Origin of the sequence: Nonomuraea sp. NPDC049637 (genome assembly GCF_040675235.1) — a bacterium.
Classification (GTDB): Bacteria; Actinomycetota; Actinomycetes; order Streptosporangiales; family Streptosporangiaceae; genus Nonomuraea.
The window spans coordinates 105,912-124,994 of sequence record NZ_JBFAOM010000023.1; the positions used below are offsets into that span (position 1 = coordinate 105,912).

At 74.1% G+C, this 19,083-nt stretch carries 15 protein-coding genes; 4 read left to right on the top strand and 11 right to left on the bottom strand.

The features are described from left to right. Positions 1-25: 25 nt before the first annotated feature. Positions 26-2,590 carry a PEP/pyruvate-binding domain-containing protein gene (locus AB0J71_RS29005; protein WP_364416922.1) on the bottom strand — a complete coding sequence of 855 codons (2,565 nt, stop codon included), beginning with the start codon at positions 2,588-2,590 and terminating at the stop codon, positions 26-28. Between the two features lie 228 nt (positions 2,591-2,818). Here AB0J71_RS29005 and AB0J71_RS29010 point away from each other — a divergent pair, with 228 nt between their 5' ends. Then, positions 2,819-4,057: an MFS transporter gene (locus AB0J71_RS29010; protein WP_364416924.1), complete on the top strand. Its 1,239-nt coding sequence runs from the start codon at positions 2,819-2,821 to the stop codon at positions 4,055-4,057. Here AB0J71_RS29010 and AB0J71_RS29015 read toward each other — a convergent pair. The 8 genes from AB0J71_RS29015 to AB0J71_RS29050 form a co-directional block, all read right to left on the bottom strand. Next, positions 4,026-5,528: an MFS transporter gene (locus AB0J71_RS29015; RefSeq protein ID WP_364416926.1), complete on the bottom strand. Its 1,503-nt coding sequence runs from the start codon at positions 5,526-5,528 to the stop codon at positions 4,026-4,028. The two genes, AB0J71_RS29010 and AB0J71_RS29015, sit on opposite strands and share 32 nt — an antisense overlap. A 35-nt stretch (positions 5,529-5,563) precedes the next feature. Continuing rightward, positions 5,564-8,518: a BTAD domain-containing putative transcriptional regulator gene (locus AB0J71_RS29020; protein WP_364416928.1), complete on the bottom strand. Its 2,955-nt coding sequence runs from the start codon at positions 8,516-8,518 to the stop codon at positions 5,564-5,566. Between the two features lie 7 nt (positions 8,519-8,525). Then, on the bottom strand, positions 8,526-9,272 hold the full coding sequence (locus AB0J71_RS29025; RefSeq protein WP_352322696.1) for an isocitrate lyase/phosphoenolpyruvate mutase family protein: 747 nt from the start codon (positions 9,270-9,272) through the stop codon (positions 8,526-8,528). Next, positions 9,269-10,060 carry a hypothetical protein gene (locus tag AB0J71_RS29030; RefSeq protein WP_364416930.1) on the bottom strand — a complete coding sequence of 264 codons (792 nt, stop codon included), beginning with the start codon at positions 10,058-10,060 and terminating at the stop codon, positions 9,269-9,271. Before AB0J71_RS29030 ends, AB0J71_RS29025 begins: the two co-directional genes overlap by 4 nt. A gap of 68 nt (positions 10,061-10,128) precedes the next feature. Continuing rightward, entirely contained in the window at positions 10,129-10,803 is a 675-nt protein-coding gene (locus AB0J71_RS29035) for a DUF998 domain-containing protein (RefSeq protein WP_364416932.1), read from the bottom strand. After that, positions 10,800-12,005: a glycosyltransferase gene (locus AB0J71_RS29040; protein ID WP_364416934.1), complete on the bottom strand. Its 1,206-nt coding sequence runs from the start codon at positions 12,003-12,005 to the stop codon at positions 10,800-10,802. Before AB0J71_RS29040 ends, AB0J71_RS29035 begins: the two co-directional genes overlap by 4 nt. A gap of 87 nt (positions 12,006-12,092) precedes the next feature. Beyond that, a complete protein-coding gene (locus AB0J71_RS29045) occupies positions 12,093-12,905 on the bottom strand; it encodes a DMT family transporter (protein WP_352322692.1) in 813 nt (270 codons plus the stop codon). Positions 12,906-12,941: 36 nt separating this feature from the next. Beyond that, positions 12,942-13,559 carry a DedA family protein gene (locus AB0J71_RS29050; RefSeq protein ID WP_352322691.1) on the bottom strand — a complete coding sequence of 206 codons (618 nt, stop codon included), beginning with the start codon at positions 13,557-13,559 and terminating at the stop codon, positions 12,942-12,944. A gap of 392 nt (positions 13,560-13,951) precedes the next feature. Between AB0J71_RS29050 and AB0J71_RS29055 the strand changes: the two genes are divergently transcribed. Both AB0J71_RS29055 and AB0J71_RS29060 read left to right on the top strand, forming a co-directional pair. Continuing rightward, on the top strand, positions 13,952-15,127 hold the full coding sequence (locus AB0J71_RS29055) for a histidine kinase (RefSeq protein ID WP_352322690.1): 1,176 nt from the start codon (positions 13,952-13,954) through the stop codon (positions 15,125-15,127). A 17-nt stretch (positions 15,128-15,144) separates the two neighbouring features. After that, positions 15,145-16,113 (top strand): hypothetical protein, encoded by a 969-nt coding sequence (locus AB0J71_RS29060; RefSeq protein ID WP_352322689.1) that lies wholly within the window; start codon positions 15,145-15,147, stop codon positions 16,111-16,113. On the opposite strand, the gene AB0J71_RS29065 is transcribed toward AB0J71_RS29060, so the two are convergent. Then, positions 16,021-16,662, bottom strand: a complete 642-nt coding sequence (locus AB0J71_RS29065) for a VC0807 family protein (RefSeq protein WP_352322688.1) — start codon at positions 16,660-16,662, stop codon at positions 16,021-16,023. The genes AB0J71_RS29060 and AB0J71_RS29065 overlap by 93 nt on opposite strands. 217 nt (positions 16,663-16,879) lie before the next feature. Next, the gene (gene leuE, locus AB0J71_RS29070; protein ID WP_364388986.1) at positions 16,880-17,533 is read right to left on the bottom strand and encodes a leucine efflux protein LeuE; all 654 of its coding nucleotides are present in this window, start codon (positions 17,531-17,533) and stop codon (positions 16,880-16,882) included. A gap of 106 nt (positions 17,534-17,639) precedes the next feature. Between leuE and AB0J71_RS29075 the strand changes: the two genes are divergently transcribed. Then, positions 17,640-19,031 (top strand): selenium-binding protein SBP56-related protein, encoded by a 1,392-nt coding sequence (locus AB0J71_RS29075; protein WP_352327571.1) that lies wholly within the window; start codon positions 17,640-17,642, stop codon positions 19,029-19,031. The last annotated feature ends 52 nt before the right edge of the window (positions 19,032-19,083 follow it).

A 19,083-nucleotide genomic window follows, 5' to 3' on the forward strand; every position in this document is an offset into this window, starting at 1 on the left:
CGGACCGCCGGAAGGCCCGGCCTCCTCAGGCGACCGTGCCCGCGGTGCCGTCCACCGTGACGGTCTGGCCCGTACGGAGGCGTTCGACCGCGTGCGCGACGCCGACGACGGCCGGGATGCCGTACTCGCGGGCCACCACCGCGCCGTGCGAGTTCGACCCGCCCATCTCCATGACCAGCCCGCCCGCGGTCAGGAACAGCGGCGTCCAGCCGGGATCGGTGGACGGGCAGACCAGGATCTCGCCGGGCTCCAGGCGCGCGCCCACGGGATCGAGCACCACCCTGGCCACGCCGGTCACCTGGCCGGGCGAGGCGGGCGAGCCGGTCAGGGCGCCCTCGGCCGGCTGCCCGGAGGCGACGGCCTCGGGCTCGGTGCCGTCCGATAACAACAGCCGCGGCACGTGCCGGCGGCGCAGCTCCCGCTCGTGGCGCTCGCGCCGGACGGCGACCCGCCCGCGCAGGTCCCGGCCGGACTTGGCCTCCGCCAGGGTCAGGAAGAACACGTCGCCGGGCGCGTCGAGCAGCCCCCGGCCGGCCAGCTCGCGGCCCACGTCGAGCAACTGGGCGCGCAGCGCGGCGAAGATCCGCACGATGAGGAACTTCGGCAGCTCCCGCACCCCGACCAGCTGCCTGGCCCGGCCCAGCGCGAAGCGCACCACCCGGCCGCGCAGGCCGCCCACCCGCCCGGCCAGCTCCTCGACCATCGCCTCGGCCTCGGCCGCGCCCTTCGCGAACAGCACGTCGGGGGCCAGGGCCGGATCCTCCAGGCGCAGGTAGTTGGCGAGCATGCCGATGACCTGCGTGGGGTCCTCCGACCAGCGGGGGAGGCCGAGGTCGATCTCGGCGACCGCGCGGTGGCCGTACTCGTCGAGGAAGGCGCGGACGGGGGCCGGCAGCGGCTCGCGGGCCAGTAGCTCGGGCGGCTCGGCCAGGAAGCGGGCGGCCACCTCCGGGTCCTCGCGCAGCCGCCGGGCCAGCGCCCACAATGCCAGGTCCATCTCGGTGGTCACGTTCCTGGGCGCGCCGCGCAGGACGGTCTGCAGCTCGCCCGGGGCGGCCCTGCCCTTCAGCAGCCGCGCGGCCAGCAGCAGCATGGGCAGCGTGGCGGAGGCCACCGGGAAGACCCGCGGCGCGATCGGCACGACCTCGCGGATCAGCGTCCTGGCCACGTGGTCCACGCGTTCGGTCAGGCTCGCGCCGGGCGGCGGGGCGAGCCTGGACAGGTGGGCGTCGGCCTGCCGGCGCACCCGCCGCTCCGCGCCCGCCGGATCGGCCAGCGCCCGGACGAACGTGACCGGCAGACGATGGCGCACCGTGATCGCGGCCAGCCGGCGGACGAACGGCCAGACCGAGCGCCGGGTGACGCCGAGGCGCGGGTCGTCGAACAGGCCGCGCAGCAACCGCGCCGACCTGGCCTCCATGACGTCGAACACGCGCGGCACGATCGCCCGGCCCACCCTGCTCCGCAGCACCCCGGTGAGGTCGACGAACAGCCGCCCGCCCGCCTCGGCGAAGGCCGGGGCGCCGGCCAGCGGCGCGGCCACGGGGAAGCCGAACAGGCCGGACACCCCGGCGGACACGGCCCGCGCCGCCGCCATCCCCATCGGCGTGAACGGTCGCAGGACGCCCTGGGCGACGCTGAAGCAGAAGTAGGCGCGCAGCCCCTCGCCCCGATGCCCGGCGGGCAGCGGGAACAGCGTGGTGATGGGCCTGGCCTGGGTCAGCCAGAGCGTGCCCGCCTGGTCGAAGGCCCATTCGAGGTCCTGCGGCACGCCGTAGAGCTCTTCGACCCGGGCGCCGAGCGTGGCCAGCTCGCGCAGCTCGTCGTCGGTCAGGCACGGCTCGGCGCCGGCGTCGGCCGTCTCGTGGACGACGCCGCCGTCCGGCAGGGGGCGCACGGCCAGGCGTTTGTCGCCGATCCGCCGCTCCAGGACGCGCCCGCTGTCCGGGTCGATCAGGAAGTGGTCGGGGTTGACCGCGCCCGACACCACGGACTCGCCCAGGCCGGGGGCGGCGTCGACGACCGCCCGCCGGCGGCGTCCGGTGACAGGGTCGGCGGTGAACAACACGCCGGCCGTCCGGGCGTCCACCATGCGCTGGACGACCACGGCCAGGCTGACCGCCCGGTGGTCGATGCCGTTGGACTCGCGGTAGGCGACCGCGCGATCGGTCCAGAGCGAGGCCCAGCAGCGGCGTACCGCGTCGAGCACCGCCTCCGGTCCGGTCACGTTGAGGAAGGTGTCCTGCTGGCCGGCGAAGCTGGCGTACGGGAGGTCCTCGGCGGTGGCCGACGAGCGCACCGCCACCGGGCCGCCGGACAGGGGCTCGGGCAGGGTCTCGGACAGGGCATCGAGCACGGCCCGCGCGAGGCCGGCGGGGATCGTGGCGTCGAGGATGTGCTTGCGGGCCGCGGCCGCGTGCGTCACGTCGCCGAGGCCGGCGGTGATCGCGCGGTACGCCTCCGTCGTGACGCAGAATCCCGGCGGGACGGGCAGCCCCGCCCTGGTGAGGACGCCGAGGTTGGCCGCCTTGCCGCCCACCAGCGCGAGCATCGAGCCGTCGATGTCAGGAAATTTCAGGATCGCATCCATGTCACTGCCTCCAGACTGCCGACGGTAAATCTCAACATCGTTGAAGTCAACGACAAATGAATTAAGTCGCCCGATTCCTGCAATAGGATCGGCTCTCGTCGCGTTTGACTGAAGTGACTGATTGACCGCTCGGCGGCCGGCACCCGCCGGTATCTACCCCGGTCGAAGCCCACCTCCGACGGTGCGCTCCCCCGGGGGAGGACTCCGTCATGATCTGGACGGAGACCCTTGAAGTCCTACCTCGACGTGCTGGCCACCCCCGGCGCCTGGCGCTTCCTCGTGCCCGCGCTGCTGGCCCGCGTGCCGTTCGCGATGACCCAGATGGGCATCCTGCTGCTGGTCCAGTGGTCCACCGGCTCCTACGGCGCGGCCGGGATCACCTCCGCCGCCTCCGCCGTCTTCCAGGCCCTCATCGGCCCCCAGACGGGCCGCCTGGCCGACCGGTACGGCCAGGCCCGCGTGCTGCTCCCGCAGGTGGCCCTGCACGCCCTGGCCATGGGCGGCCTGCTGGCCCTGGCCGCCGCGCACGCCCACCTCGCGCTGCTGGTCGCCGTGGCCGCGCTCGTCGGCGCGTCGGGACCGCAGGTCGGCTCGATGGTCCGGGCCCGCTGGGCGCACCGGCTCGGCGGCACCGGCCGGCTGAACACGGCGTTCGCGGTCGAGTCGATCACCGACGAGCTGACCTTCACGCTGGCCCCGGTGCTGCTGGTGGGGCTGTCCACGGCGTACTCGCCGGTGGTCGCGCTGCTCGGCGGGCTCGTGCTGATCCTGGTGGGCACGGTGGTCTTCGCCGCCGTCCGGACAAGCCTGCCCGAGCCGGTGCCGGTGCGGATCGCCGCCTCCAAGGGCGTGCTGCGGCGGCGCGGCGTGGCGCTGCTGGCCGCCGCCTTCCTGGCCATGGGGTCGGTCTTCGGCAGCCTCCAGGTCGGCGTCACCTCGCTCACCACCGCCCTGCACGCGCCCGCCGCCGCCGGACCCGTCTACGGCGTCTTCTCCGGCGCCAGCATGCTCGGCGGCCTGCTGTACGGCGCGGTCCGCTGGCGGTCCTCCGCCCGCGCCCGGCTGGTCGCCGGGCTGGCCCTGCTCGCGGTCGCGACCAGCGCGTTCACACTGGCCGCAGCCGTCCCCCACATGTACGTCGCCGCCGCCCTGGCCGGCCTGGTGATCGCCCCCGTGGTGATCACCGGCTACACCCTGGTGGAGGGACTGGTCGCGGCGGAGGTCCGTACCGAGGCGTTCACCTGGCTGAACGGCGGCATCGCCCTCGGCATCGCGGCCGGGTCGTCGGTCGCCGGGCAGCTCGTGGACCACTTCGGCGCCTCCCTGGCGTTCGTCGTCGCGCCGGTCGCGACGGGCGTGGCCGCGCTGCTCGTGCTGGCCAGGATCCGCAGCCTGCGCCCGCTGCCCGCCCGGCCGGCGAGCGAGGCCAGCTCGCTCACCGAGGGACCGGCTGCTCTTCCTGGATGACCTTCGGCACGCCGCGCAGCCAGGCCAGCGCGAACACCGCGACCACGGCCAGCAGGACCGCCGTGACCAGCGTCGTCACCTGCATCCCCGACACGAACGCCGTGCGCGCCGCGCGCATCAGCTCCCCGGCCGCCTGCGGGGGCAGCTCCGCCGCCGTGGCGGTGGCCCCGGCGATCGACTCCCGCGCCGCCTGGCCGGGCACCCCGGCGGGCACCAGCAGGTTCGCCCGGTAGACGCTGTTGAGCACGGTGCCGAGGACCGCGATGCCCAGCGCCCCGCCCAGCTCGAACGCCGTCTCCGACACCGCGGCCGCCGCCCCCGCCCGCTCCTTGGGCGCGGTGGCCAGGACGTTGTCGTTGTTCACGGTGAAGGTGAGCCCGACCCCGAGCCCGCCGATCATCATCACCGGCAGCAGGGTGAGATAGTCCAGCTCGGTGCCGAGCATGGCGTACCGGACGAACGCGGCGGCGTTCAGCGCCAGGCCGAGCGCGACCACGCCGTTCCTGCCGAGCCGGCCGATGAGCCGGGCCGCGAGCACCCCGCCCACCGCGCCGCTGAGACCGCCGGGAAGCTGGGCCAGCCCGGCCTGGAGCGGGGTCCACCCCAGGACGAGCTGCAGGTACCAGGCGAACAGCAGGTTCATGGCCGACAACGCGAAGATCGCCAGCAGGTTCGTGCCCACGGACGCGCTGAAGGCCCGCCGCCGGAACAGCCGTACGTCGATCAGCGGCGTGGCCAGCCGGCTCTGCCGCCGGACGAACAGCACCAGGCACACCGCGCCCACCACGGCCGCCCCCAGCACGTCGGCGTGCGCCAGGCCCTGGTGGGCGGCCTCCTTGACCGCGTAGACGGCCGTCACGACACCGGCGAAGGACAGCACCACGCTGGGCCCGTCCACCCGCCCGGCGGGACCGCGCGACTCCGGCAGCACCAGGAACCCGCAGACCAGCACCAGCGCCATGATCGGCACGTTGATCAGGAACACCGACCCCCACCAGAAGTGGTCCAGCAGCACGCCGCCCACGACCGGCCCCAGCGCGAACCCGGCCGCGCTCATCCCGCTCCAGATCCCGATGGCCGCGGTCCGCTCGCGCGGGTCGGCGAAGACGTTCCTGACGATCGAGAGCGTGGACGGCATGATCATCGCGCCCGCCACGCCCAGCAGCGTCCTGGCGGCGATCAGCAGCTCCGGGTTCGGGGCGTAGGCGGTCACCACCGAGGCGGCGCCGAAGCCGGCCGCGCCGATCAGCAGCAGCCGCTTGCGGCCCACGCGATCCCCGAGGTTGCCCATGGTGACGAGGAGCCCGGCCAGGGCGAACCCGTACATGTCGCCGATCCAGAGCAGTTGCGTCGAGCTCGCGCCGAGGTCGGCGACCAGCCGGGGGAGCGCCAGGTGCAGCACGGTGAGATCGACCGAGAGCAGCAGCGTCGCCAGGCAGGCGATGGCCAGACAGGCCCATTTGCGCGTCATGCCGTCCACGATGGCGAGGGCGGCTGACGGGCCGCCTACCGTTCGCTGACCGCCCGGCCGAGGGCCTCGTCGATGCGGTTGCGGATGTCCTCGGTGCTGTACCAGTCGTCGGGGCACTCCGCGCGGGCCTGGGCCAGCAGGGACAGCGCGGCGTCCCGCTCGCCGCCGATCAGCGCCACCTCGGCCATCCCGAGGTGCGCCCAGGCCAGCATGTCCATGGAACCCACGCGACGGGCCAGCTCGGCCGCCTCCTCGTAGTCGGCCCGCCCGCCCAGCGGCTCGCCCATGCCGAGCAGCGCGTCGCCGCGCCGGCACAGGGCCTCGGCCATCTCCGCCCGCGCGTCGAGCTCGCGGGCCAGCGTCAGCGCCTCGTCCGACAGCGCGTACGAGGCCGCGTAGTCCCCCTCGCGGGAGGCCAGCTCGCCGAGACCCGACAGCACCAGCACCGCCCCCCAGCGCTCGCCGATGGCCCGGAAGGCGGCCAGGGCGCGCCGGAAGGCGGCCAGCGACTCCTCGACCCGCCCCAGGATCTGCAGCACGAACCCCGCGCCGCTGTACGACAACGCCCGCTGCCAGGGCGGCAGCCCCTCGGTGTGGGCCTGCAACTCGTGGTAGATCTCCTCGACGTCGCCCGGCGGCCCGGTGAACATCGACCGCATCATCATCAGGAACTCCACCCGCTCCGGCAGGTGGGTGATCGGCAGGAGTTCGCGCACCTCGGCCAGCCGCTCGCGCACGACGTCGTCGGCCACGCCCGTCCAGGCGGTGACGAGCAGGCACATGACGTACTCCTCCTCCATGCCCGCGGGGCACGCGTCGCCGATCCTGGCCAGCAGCGCGGCGGCCAGCCCGGCGATGACGCCGCGGTGGCCGCGCATCCACCAGTAGCAGGCGCTGTGCGCCAGCAGCCGCAGGCCGGTCTCCGGCTGCCCGGACGTGGTCGTCCAGCGCATGGCGGCTTCGAGGTCGTCGCTCTCCTGGTCGAGGCGGGCCAGCCAGGCGAGCTGCTCGGCGGTCCGCAGCAGCGGGTCGGCGGTCAGGACGAGGTCGAGGTAGTAGGCGGTGTGGGCGTCCCTGATCGCGGCGGTCCCGCCGGACTCGGCCAGGCGTTCGGCGCAGAACGCCCGGATCGTGTCGAGCATGCGGTACCGGCCGCCGACGTACTCCACCAGCGACTTCTCCGCCAGCGAGAACAGCACCTCCTCCGGCAGCCCGCACACCCGCTCGGCCGCCTCGGGGGTGGCGCCGCCGACGAACACGCTCAGGCGGGCGGCCAGGCGCTGCTCGGCGTCGTCGAGCAGGTCCCAGCTCCACGCGACGACCGCGCGCAGCGTCTGGTGCCGGGGCAGCGCCGTACGGCTGCCGCGGGTCAGCAGCCGGAACCGGTCGTCCAGGCGGGCCGCCACGTCGGCGACCGACAGCGTACGGAGGCGGGCCGCGGCCAGCTCGATGGCCAGCGGCAGCCCGTCGAGCGCCCGGCAGATGCGCACCACGTCCGCGGTGTTCCCGGCGTCCACGGCGAACCCCGGGCGCACGGCGGCGGCCCGGTCGGCGAACAGCCGGACGGCGGCGTACGCCAGCGGGTCGTCCGGCTCCGGCGGCGGCAGGCGCAGCGGGGACACCGGCAGGATCGACTCCCCGGTGATGCCCAGCGCCTCGCGGCTGGTGGTCAGCACCCGCAGCCCGGGGCAGGAGGCCAGCAGCGCGTCGGCGAGCTCGGCCACGGCGGCGACCAGGTGCTCGCAGTTGTCCAGGACGAGCAGCAGGTCGCGCTCGGCCAGCGCGGTGAGCAGCCGGGTGACGGGGCCGACCGCGGCGCGCTGGGGCGCGGGCAGCAGGGCGTCGCGGATGTCGAGCGCGACCAGCACCGCGCCGGGCACCCCGGCGGCGCCGGCCACGTGGGCGAGGGGCACGAAGCACACGTCGCCCGGCTCCTGGGCGGCCGCCTCCTGCGCCAGCCTGGTCTTGCCCGCGCCGCCGGGGCCGATCAGCGTGACGAGCCTGCTGTCCCGCAGCCGCGCGCCCACCTGCGCCAGCTCCTCCGCCCGGCCCACGAAACTGGTCAGCTGCGCCCGCAACCCCTGCTTGAACCCGCCGCGCGGCGACCCGGCGGGCCCTCCTGGCCCGGGAAGGGACGGGGGAACCGGCGGCTGGATCGGTGCGGGGTTCGGCGCCGCGGTCGGCACGATGGTCGGTGCGATGGTCGGTGCGGTGGTCGGTGCGGTGGTCGGCAGGGTGATCTGCGGGGTGATCTGCGGGGCCAGGGACGGGTCGGCGCGCAGGACGGCGAGGTGCGCGGCGGCCAGTTCGGCGCCCGGCTCGATGCCCAGCTCCCGGTCGAGCAGCCGCCGCGCCTCGTCGTAGACGGCCAGCGCCTCGGCCTGCCGGCCGCTGCCGTACAGGGCGCGCATGAGCTGGGCGCGCAGGCGCTCGCGCAGCGGGTGGGCGGCGGTGAGCCGGCGCAGCTCGGCGACCAGGTCGCGGTGCCGCCCGAGCGCCAGGTCGGCCTGGAGGCGGTCCTCGACGGCCGCCAGCCGCAGCTCCTCCAGCCCGGCGGCGGCGGACACCGCGTGCGGCGCGTCGGCGAGCGGCGCGCCGCGCCACAACTCCAGCGCCTCGCCCAGCAGCGCCGCCGCCCGCCCGGCGTCCCCGGCGGCCAGCGCCCGCCGCCCGTCCAGGGCCAGGAGCTCGAAGCGGCGCGCGTCCACGTCGTGCGGGTCGGCGACCAGCCGGTAGCCCGCCGGGTGGAACTCGATCAGGTCCCGGCCGAGCGCCCGGCGCAGCCTGGACACCTGGGACTGCAGCGCGTTGGCCACGCCGTCCGGCGGGTGGGGGCCGTAGAGGTCGTCCACGAGCTGGCCGGCGCCGACGACGCGGCCGGCGTTCAGGGCCAGCAGGGTGAGCAGGGCGCGCACCCGCGGCCCGCCGAGCGCCACCGGCGCGCCGTCCTCGTCCAGCACGCTGGTGGGTCCGAGGATCTCGAAGCGCATGCCCCGATTATCGGGTCTGCGGGAGGAGCGCGGCGATTTCTCCGTATGTCGGCAGCGGCGGGGCGTCCTTGCCCTGCGCGCCCAGCACGGCGGCCAGAGCGCCCTGGAGCGCGGCCCGGTAGAGCAGCGAGCCGGTGCTCACCCGGGCCACCCCCGCATCGGCCAGCCGGTCCAGCGTCGGACCGCCCGGCTGGTAGAGCACGTTGAGCGGCAGCCGCGTACGCGCGACGACCTCGGCGATCTCCGCCGGATCGGACAGCCCGGGGACGAAGATGCCGTCGGCGTGCTCGTAGGCGTCCACCCGTTCGCGCCAGTCGCCGGTGCCCAGCCAGTGGGTGTCGGTGCGGGCGTTGACGAACACGCCGTGGCCCTTGGCGGCCTCGATGATCCGCCGGTGCAGCTCGACCGGGCGCAGCGTGCCGTCGGGACGGCCGTCCTCCAGGTTCACGCCCGCCACCCCGAGCGCGGCCAGGCTCGCGACCAGGTCCGACACCTCCTGCGGGTCGTCGCTGAAGCCGCCCTCGATGTCCACCGTGACCAGCACGCCGAGGTCCTTGACCGTCTCGGCGAGCTCGATCGTCTCGGCCCTGGTCGCGCCGGCGGCGTCCGGCTTGCCGTGCACGGCGGACACGCCGAGGCTGGTGGTGCCGATCGCGGGGAAGCCGTGCGCGGCCAGGATCGCGGCCGAGCCGTAGTCCCACGCGTTGGGCAGCAGCAGCGGGTCGCCCGGCTTGTGCAGGTCGTGGAAGTTCATCGGCGGGTCCCTTCGAGGAGCTCGTCGAGCACGCCGGCGGCCAGCGCGAGGGCGTGGGCGGGAGCGGGGCACGGGCGCAGGCCGTCCCCGAACGTCAGGTGGGGGGCGGGGGCCCGGGAGGCGTCGAAGCGGTCGGGGTCGGCGAACACCTCGGGGTCGCGGTTGGCCGCGACCAGGTCGATCGTGACCTCCTCGCCGGTGCGGGTGTCGAGCCTGCGGCTGGCCTTCAGCGGCGGGTCCTGCCTGAGCGTCTCGCGCAGCACCGCCTCGGGGTCGTCGCCCGGCGCGGCGTGGGCGAGCGCGTTCTCGATGAGCGCCTCGGTGGCGGCGTGGCCCTGGAGCAGCAGGGTGACGGCCGGCAGGTCGGTCAGGGCGAGCAGTTCGGCGACGGCGGCGTCGGCCTGCGGGCTCCCCTCGCCCGACAGGTAGCCGCTCGCGGCCGCGGGCACGGCCGAGGTGTCCGGCACGCCGAGCGCGGCCCCCAGCACGGCCGTCGGCACGCCGCGCCAGTCGCCGTCACCGTTGCCGTCACCGTTGCCGTCACTGTCGCCGCGGCGGTCGCGCGTCGCGGCCCTGGCGGCCGTCCGCAGCGCGGCCGGGTCCAGGGCGGACAGGCGCTCGACGACCAGGCGGCGGCGTTCGGCGTGCGTCTCGCCGGTGCTGAAGCGCGACACGTGGGCCCGCAGCCAGGCGAGCGTCCCCGGCTCGCCGTCCTGCGGGACGGGCGGCGGCACGTACCGGCTGTCGGACAGCACCGCCCGGGCTTCGGCGTGGTGGGTGATGAGCATGGGTCCACGCTAGGCCGCCGACCGTTCGACGGCGGACGAAGTGTGGCGGCGCCGCCGGTCACGCCCGGTCACGCCGCCAGCCGCTGCGGGCTCTCGGGCTGCGCGGGCGCCCCGGTGGCCCGCGTGCCCTGCGTCCGTACGGCGGCGCGGCCCGGCGCGCAGGCCAGCGCCATGGTGACGACGAGCACGATCTCGGCCAGCACCAGACCCCGTTCGAGCAGCCCGTAGTAGGCCGTGCCGCCGATCAGTGAGGAGGTGACGGCGGCCGGGTGGGCCGCCAGGTAGGCGACCAGCGTCAGCCCGGAGGTCACGCTCAGGGCCTTGACCGCGCTCCAGCGCGCGGCCGCCGCCCGTCCCCTGGCCAGGGTCCAGCCGGCGACCGGCAGCGCGGTGAAGACCACGGCCGCCGACCAGCGGTGGATCTCCCCGCCGAGCGTGCTGATGTCCGACATGCCGGGATCGGTGGGGAAGATGGCGCTGAGCATCAGCCCGGCCGCCCCCGCCAGCAGCAGCACGCGGGTCGCGGCGGTCCGCCCCGGCTCGCGGGCGGCCAGCCCGTACGCCAGCGACAGGCAGGCGGCGGCCAGCGCCAGCGTCCCGGCCAGCACCGGCAGCATGCCGCCGGGGACGAGCGCGTAGTCGCTGATCAGCGGCTGCTCGGGCAGGCTCACCTGCGCGTAGCCGAGTGCGGCCACTGCGGTCACGGCGCCGGCCACGGGAGCCAGAACGGCACGCCAGGTCATCGTGTCACCTCGTCGTAGATCTGCTCGAAGCGGGCCAGCGACACCTGCTCGTCGTGGGTGAGCGCCAGCGCCCGGCTGGCGTTGCCCAGGCGGGCGCGCAGGTCGTCGTCGGTGAGGACGGCGGTCAGGTGCCTGGCCAGCGCGACCACGTCGCCCGGCTGGTAGAGGTAGCCGTTGCCGTCCACCAGGTGCGGCAGGGCCATCGCGTCGGCGGCCACGACGGGCAGGCCGGACGCCATGGCCTCCAGCGTGGCGATGCTCTGCAGCTCGGCGACGCCCGGCATGGCGAACACGTCGGCGGCGGCGAACGCCTGCGGCATGCTCTCGTCGGGCACGAACCCGACGAAGAACACCCGGTCGCCCACCCCGATGCGCTTGGCCAGCTTCTCCAGCTCCATCCGCTGGTTGCCGCGGCCCACGAACGCCACCTGCGCGTCGGTCTCGTTGAGGACGAGGGGCAGCGCGCGGATCAGCTCGTCGAGGTGCTTCTCCTCGTCCAGGCGGCCCACGAACAGGGCGGTCGGCCGGTCGGGCAGCGCGAACCGCCGGCGCGCCCACGACTTGGGCTCGGCGTGCGGGTGGAACCTGGCCAGGTCGATGCCGCACGAGACGGCCTCGACGTCGCGGGAGAAGCCCTGGTCGGCCAGGAGCTTGGCGGCCAGCGGGGTCGGCGTGGTGATGTGGTCGGCGCGCTTGAAGACGCGGCTGAAGTCCCGCCAGGCCAGCCGGCCCGCCCTGGTCCGCAGCGCCTCGGGGACGTGCCCGAACTGGAAGAGGTTGTCGGGCATGAAGTGGTTGGTGGCCACGACCGGCACGCCGCGGCGCCGGGCGGCGGCGATGGCGGCCCGGCCGACCACGAAGTGGCCCTGGGTGTGCAGGACGTCCGGGTCGATGTCGGCGACCAGCCGGTCGAGCCTGGTCGGCACGGTGACCCGCATGGTCGGGTGCACCAGCAGCGGAGCCGAGCGCAGCCGGTGGACGATCACGCCGTCCACCACGTCGGCGCTGGCCGGGCCGGCCTCCGACTGGCACACCACGTGCACCTCGTTGCCGCGCGCGGCCAGGCCGGTGGCCAGGCGGTGGGTGAAGTAGGCGGCGCCGTTCACGTCGGGGGGATAGGTGTCGGTCGAGATCAGGACGCGGCGGGGACGTTCGGGGGCGGGGGCGAGCTGGGCGTGGTCGGTGACGTTGCGCAGGGGCATGGCCATGACGGTGACTCCGCTTTCACAAGGGGGGACGGCTGGGGGAGGGCCGAGGGACGAACAGGGGGTTTCGGTCAGGGGAGGGGGTCAGGCGAGGTCGTTGCGCGCCTCCAGCGGGGACGTCCGCGCCAGGGCGAACGTGCCGGCCGCGGTGAGGGCGGCGGCCGCGATCGGCGCGAGGCCGGACGGCAGCGGCTCGCCGAGCAGCAGCGCCCCGAAGGCCACCGCCGTGAGCGGGTCGGCGATCTGCAGCGAGGCGAAGGAGACGCCGAAGTGCCCGACGGCGTAGGCGCGTTGCAGCATCACCAGCGCCAGCAGCAGCGGGACCGGCAGGGCCAGCAGGTACCACCAGTTCCAGCCGCCGTCCACGAGCACGCGCATGAGCGTGGCGGTCGCGCCGTACAGGACGCCGGAGCCCGTGGCGAGCAGCGCGGCCCGGCCGGCGGGGGAGGCCGCCTTCGAGCCGGCCCACAGCAGCACCGCCGCGACGCCGGCCACGGCGAGCAGGGTGAGCACCCCCGTGGGCGCCAGGTACGTCGGCCCGTCGGACTCGGGCACCAGCAGCACCAGGCCGATCAGCCCGGCCGCGACCACGCCCGCCGCGGCCAGCTCCTTGCGGGAGGGCCGGCGGCCGTGCAGCGCGGCGGCGATGGGCAGCGCGAACAGCAGGCTGGCCACCCCCATCGGCTGCACCACGGTCAGCGGGCCGAGCCCGAGGGCGACGATGTGCAGGCCGCCGCCCGTCACGATGGAGACGCCGCCGAGCAGCCAGCGCGGCCTGCGCAGCAGGGTCAGCAGCGCGGGCTTGGCCGAGCCCGCCGCCTCGAACTGTTGCAGCGCGGCCCCGAGCGCGAAGAACAGCGAACCGACCAGCGCGATCGCCGCGGCCAGCACACTCATGCGCACTCCTTTCAGACGGATGGTTGCCCGACAGGGTCAAACGGACGTGTCCACCGGAAGACGCTCCGGGGAAGGCTGGGTGGCGCGCCGCTTCCTGGCCCACCGCACCAGCTCGACGAGGCCGGTGATCGACAGCGCGATCCCGAGGCCCAGCAGCAGGCCCTTGATCGGGTCGTTCTCGAAGGCCATGCCGCCGAAGAAGCCGATCAGCCCGGAGTACACGGCCCACGAGCTCGCCGCGATGGCGTCGAAGAACGTGAACGAGCGCAGCGGATGCCCCACGGCGCCCATGGTCAGCGTCGTCGCGGTCCGCCCGCCGGGGATGTACCTGGCCACGACCAGCACCAGCCCGCCCCGCTCGGCCAGCGCGCCGCGCGCCCAGACGAACGCCTTCTTGCCCCGCAGCCGCCCCGCCGACCTGTTGCCGATCAGGTACGACACGTGGTCCCCGGCGAACGCGCCGAGCGCCGAGACCAGGATCACCAGGGCCAGGTTGGTCTGGCCGGAGGCGGCGAACACCGCCGCGGTGATGACCGACGTCTCGGCGGGCACGACGGGGAAGAACCCGTCGAGCAGCGCCAGGGCGAACAGCGCCACGTACAGCCATGGCGATGACATCACCTGCTGGACGAGGTCGAGAATGGCGTGCGACATATGCGTGGACTCCGATCGTCAGGGCACTCACCAAGCCTGTCGGCGTGAGCGGACCGGGGACATCGGGGATGCCCCCGGTCGAACGCGGGCCCGTCCCCTAGGAGGGTCAGGGCCGCCTACCCCATGAAGGTAGAAATTCCGCAGGTCATGGCACATCGGCCCATCGACCCGCGCCACCCCCTACTTTCGTCAGGGGCGGGAGTGCGACTTCCGCGTGACACCCACGATCAAACCGGTTGCGCGCCCCGGACACAGGAGAGGAGGTATCCGCCTTTCAGGTGGGGGTAGCACCACCGTGATCACTGGACCAGGCCCCACCCTGACTTTCGTCAGGGGCGCCGCCTGACCTTCGGGCGGGACCGGCCCCGCCCGGCGGCGGATAACGTCGGTGCGTGAACCGTCTGCGTCGTGAGAACCGCCGTCAGGTCGTCCTCGACCTGCTGCTGTGGGCCGTCCTGGGCATCTTCGTGACCGCCATGGGCCCCGACCCGTTCGCCGATCCGGCCGGGTTCGTGCTGGTGACGCTGCCCAGGGTGGGGCTGGCCGCGCTGGCCGTGCTCGTGGGCCGTCCCTGGCCGCTGGCGGCGCTGGTGCTGCTGCTGCCGCTCGGCCCGTGGACCTTCACCGAGGGCTTCGCGACGGTGGACCTGACGTGGCTGCTGCCCCGGCGCGGCGTGAAGATCCTGCCGCTGCTCGCCACCTCGCCGTTCATCATCTGGTACGCCTACCTCACCGGCCGGCGCACGACCCGGCTGTGGCCCGCGGGCGCCGTGTTCTGCCTGATCACGGCCATCGGCTGCGGGGCCGTGCTGCTCCAGGGCGGTGACCTGGCGCTGTGGGTGTCGATGGGCACCGGGCTGGTCGGCACGTACGTGCTGCCGTACCTGCTGGGGCTGCTCCGGCGGGGTGTGCTCCAGCAGCGGCGGCAGGCGCGGCTGTCGGTCGAGGCGCAGGCGCGGCTGCGCGAGCGGGCCAGGATCGCCCGCGAGATGCACGACTCGCTCGGCCACGACCTTGCGCTGATCGCGGTCCGCGCCGGCGGGCTGGAACTCGCCCCCGGCCTCGGCCCGGCCCAGGTCAAGGCGGCCGGCGAGCTGCGCATGGCGGCGGCCGACGCGACCGAGCGGCTGCGCCAGATCATCGGCCTGCTGCGCGAGGACGCCGAGGAGGCCCCGCTGTCCCCGGTGGGCGAGGACGTCGCCGAGCTGGTCGGCCGGGCCAGGGACTCCGGCATGTCGATCACCCTGGAGGTGGCGCCGGGGGCGTCGCCGGAGCTGGCGCACGCCGTCGTCCAGGAAGGGCTGACGAACGCGGCCAAGCACGCGCCGGGCGCGGCGGTCGCCGTGTCGGTCGCGCCGCACCGGGTGGTCGTGCGCAACGGCCCGCCGAGCTCGCGTCCCAGCGCCCGGCGCGGCGGGCTGGGCCTGGCGGGGCTGCGCGAGCGCGTACGGCTGGCCGGCGCCACGCTGACGGCCGGCCCCGACGGCGACGGCTTCCAGCTGGCCGTCGAGCTCCCCCACGAGGGGGAGGCGGATCCCCGCCGCTCGGGAGGGGACCGGCCCGCCTGAGGCGCACGATCGGGGGCATGACAGAACAGCGAGCGGGCATCGGCCGGCTCACCGCCGCGATCGTGGCGGTCGCCGCCACGCTGCCCTACCTCACGATCAAGACGCTCTGGCTGACCGGCGACCCCGTCGGCGTCTCCGACCCGGCGCTCATGGACAGCGGGCAGATGCTCGGGATGAACGCGCTGACCTTCGCCATGGAGGCCGCCGGGCTGCTGCTGGCGCTGGCCTTCACCATGCGCTGGGGCATGCGGCTGCCCGCCTGGCTGGTGCTGCTGCCGCTCTGGGTGGGCACCGGCCTGCTGTCGGTGCTGGCCGCCACGACCCCGCTGATCGTGCTCATCGGCGGCCTGGCGATCTTCAGCGGCGGTCCCATCCAGACCTGGGTCTATCTGGTCGTCTACGGCGGTTTCATCACCCTGGGCGTCGCCCTCATGGCGGCCTTCGCCCTCTACGCCCGCGACCGCTGGCCGGCCGTCTTCACCACCCCGGTCAGGCTGCCGTTCCCGAGCGCGACCAGGTCGTTCCAGGAGGTGGTGGCGTGGGGCGCGCTCGTGGTGGCGGCCGCCGTCGCGGTGCTGCGCGTCGTCATGGCGTTCGACGGGACCGTGCAGGCCGTCCAGAACGGGTTGAAGGCGCTGCTCGCGGTGGGCGGGGCGGCCGCGCTGGTGGCCCTGGTCAGGCGGCGCGGGAACGGCCCGTTCTGGCGGCCGCTGGCGCTGGCCTGGCTGGGGTCGGGCTCGCTGTTCGCCTGGGGGCTGTTCTCGATGATCGTCAGGTCCACGGGCGGCCCGCTGGCCTACGGCGGCACGGGCGTCGCGGACTTCGCCGAGCTGTTCGGCATGCTGACCGGGCTGGTGATGGGGATGTGTGGAGCGTTCCTGCTGGCCGAACGGTCAGGCGTGGGCCACGTGCAGCCTGGCCAGGACGCGCTTGAACGCCAGGATCGAGAACGTGATCGCCAGCCCGCTGATCACGGCCACCGCTGAGGTGCGCAGCACCATGAACGCGCCGAGCGAGCCCTCCAGCTTCTCGTAGACCGCCAGGAAGATGCTCAGCGTCGAGTTGGCCAGCAGCACGAACGCCCACAGCAGCGTGATCCTGGCGAAGAACCTGCGCACCCGCTCGTGCTTGAGCACGGCCGACGGCAGGTGGATGTAGTCGAGGGTGAGCTTCTGCACCAGCGGCCGGTTGAAGCGGACGGAGGCCAGGAAGACCATGCTGATGCAGATCGTGCCCAGCTCCGGCTGGATGAAGAACCACATCCAGGTGCCCGTCCAGAACGACACCAGGGCCCGCACCGTGACCGCGAACGCGGCCAGGAACATGGTGGCGGGCACCTTGACCCCTCTGGCCAGCCGCCAGGCCACGCCGAGGTACACCCAGGAGACCGTGGCCACCAGGGCCCACTTGAAGCCCAGCACGACCATGGCGAGGTAGAACACCAGCAGGGGGGCGACCACGCCTTCGAGCAGGCGGGGGGCCGCCTGACGGGCGAGCGCGGTCAGACGGGGGAGTGCGACCGGATGGTGGTTCAAGGCTGCTCCGCAGATAGGCCGACGATCAGCGTCTACCCGGGCTTCGGGGGTCCAGGCTTGCCGGATGGACCGGTCGTCGTCACCGCCGGGTGCGACTCCGCCCGGTGCGACCCCGAAGGCCGGTGGCCTACCGTACCGGAGCCCGGCGAGTAGGACTGCCGCTTTTGCCGCGTTCCATCTGTTCCATACGAAACCAGTTCACCCTTGAACCTGGCTTTCAGCCGAGTGACGCCGTGGCGAGCTTGGCGCCGAACCCGAGGAACAGCGCGCCGACGCCCGAGGTCAGGCCCGCGCTCAGCTTCCGGTGCCGGCGGAACTGGCCGGCCAGGAACGTGCCGGAGAAGATCAGCGTGGTGAGATAGAGCACGCTGAAGATCTGGATCACCGCGCCCAGGATGAGGAACGACAACCAGGGGGCGCTGTACCCGGGGTCCACGAACGGGATGAAGAACGACAGGAAGAACAGGATCGCCTTCGGGTTCAGCAGGCTGATCGTCAGGGCCTTGCGGAACGGCCGGGCCTGCCGCGCGGGCGCCGCCCCGGACTCGTCCGCCGCCCCCGGACGGGCCCGCCAGGCCCTTACCGCGCCGCGGATCATCTGGAAGCCGAGCCAGGCCAGGTAGGCGGCGCCGGCGTACTTGACGACGGTGAACAGCGCGGGCGTCGCGCGCAGCAGGGACGCGGCCCCGGCGGCGGCGAGCACCATCAGGACGGTGTCGCCGAGGAAGACGCCCGCCGCGGCCCGGTAGCCCTGCCGGACGCCGTGCTGGGCGGCGAAGCTGAGGACGTACAGGGAGTTCGGGCCCGGCAGCAGCACGATGAAGAAGGCGCCGACGACGTAGGTCCAGATGTCCGTGATACCGAAGAACACACTTAACGGTATCGCGCGATATGTGCCGATTCAGTCGGTCGGTGGCTGTGCTTTGCGGCGCTGATGCCTATTGACCCAGTAGGGATACTCGTGAATATCTGGTGTCATGGCTCTCTGGACCCCCGACCCCACGTTCTACCCCTCCCCGCGCGACGCCGTCGAGGCCCCCGTGGAGAAGCTGGCCTACGTCGCCGCCTTCGACCGGTCGGCGAACCGTCCGGACGCGCTGGCCGTGCTCGACACCGACCCCGCCTCCCCGGCCTACGGCACGGTCATCGGCTGGACCGACCTGCCCGGCACCGGCGACGAGCTGCACCACTTCGGCTGGAACGCCTGCAGCAGCGCCCTGTGCCCCAACGCGCCGCACCCGCACGTCGAGCGGCGCTACCTGGTGGTCCCCGGCCTGCGCTCCTCACGCATCCACATCTACGACACCAAGGACCGGATCAGCCCCGAGCTGGTCAAGGTGATCGACGCCGAGTCGCTGGCCAGGCGGGCGGGCTACTCCCGCCCGCACACCGTCCACTGCGGCCCCGAGGGCCTGTACGTCTCGGCGCTCGGCGGCGCGGACGGAGCCGAGGGCCCCGGCGGCATCGCCGTGCTCGACCACACCTCCTTCGAGGTGCTCGGCCGGTGGGAGCTGGACCGCGGGCCGCAGTACCTCGCCTACGACTTCTGGTGGCACATCAACCACGACGTGCTGATCACCTCCGAGTGGGGCACGCCGTCCATGATCGAGGACGGCGTGGTCGGCGAGCTGCTGCTCGGCCGCAAGTACGGCCACAAGCTGCACTTCTGGGACCTGCGCAAGCGCCGGCACGTCCAGGAGGTGGACCTGGGCGACCAGCACCAGATGCCGCTGGAGCTGCGCCCCGCCCACGACCCCACCCGCCTGTACGGCTTCGTCGGCGTGGTCACCAGCGTCGAGGACCTGTCGGCCTCCGTCTGGCTGTGGTTCCACGAGGACGGCCGCTGGCAGGCGCGGAAGGTCATCACCATCCCCGCCGAACCGGCCGACCCCGCCCTGCTGCCGCCCGTGCTGCAGCCGTTCGCCGCCGTGCCGCCGCTGGTCACCGACATCGCCCTGTCCGTGGACGACCAGCGCCTGTACGTCTCGTGCTGGGGCACCGGGGAGCTGAAGCAGTACGACGTGTCGGACCCGTACAAGCCGGTCGAGCTGGGATCCCTGCGGATCGGCGGCATCACCCGGCGCACCCCGCACCCCGCCGAGCCCGGCCTCCCGCTGCGCGGCGGCCCCCAGATGGTCGAGGTGAGCCGCGACGGCCGCCGCGTCTACCTCACCAACTCCCTGTACGGCTCCTGGGACGACCAGTTCTACCCCGAGGGCGTCGGAGCCTGGCTCGCCAAGGTCGACGCCGACTCCTTCACCTTCGACACCGCCTTCTTCCCCCACGGCGACGCCTTCCGCGGCCTGCGCCCCCACCAGGTACGCCTCCAGGGCGGCGACGCCTCCTCCGACTCCTACTGCTACCCGTGACCGTGCCCGCCACCCTGCCCGCCACCATGCCCGCCACCATGCCCGCCACCAT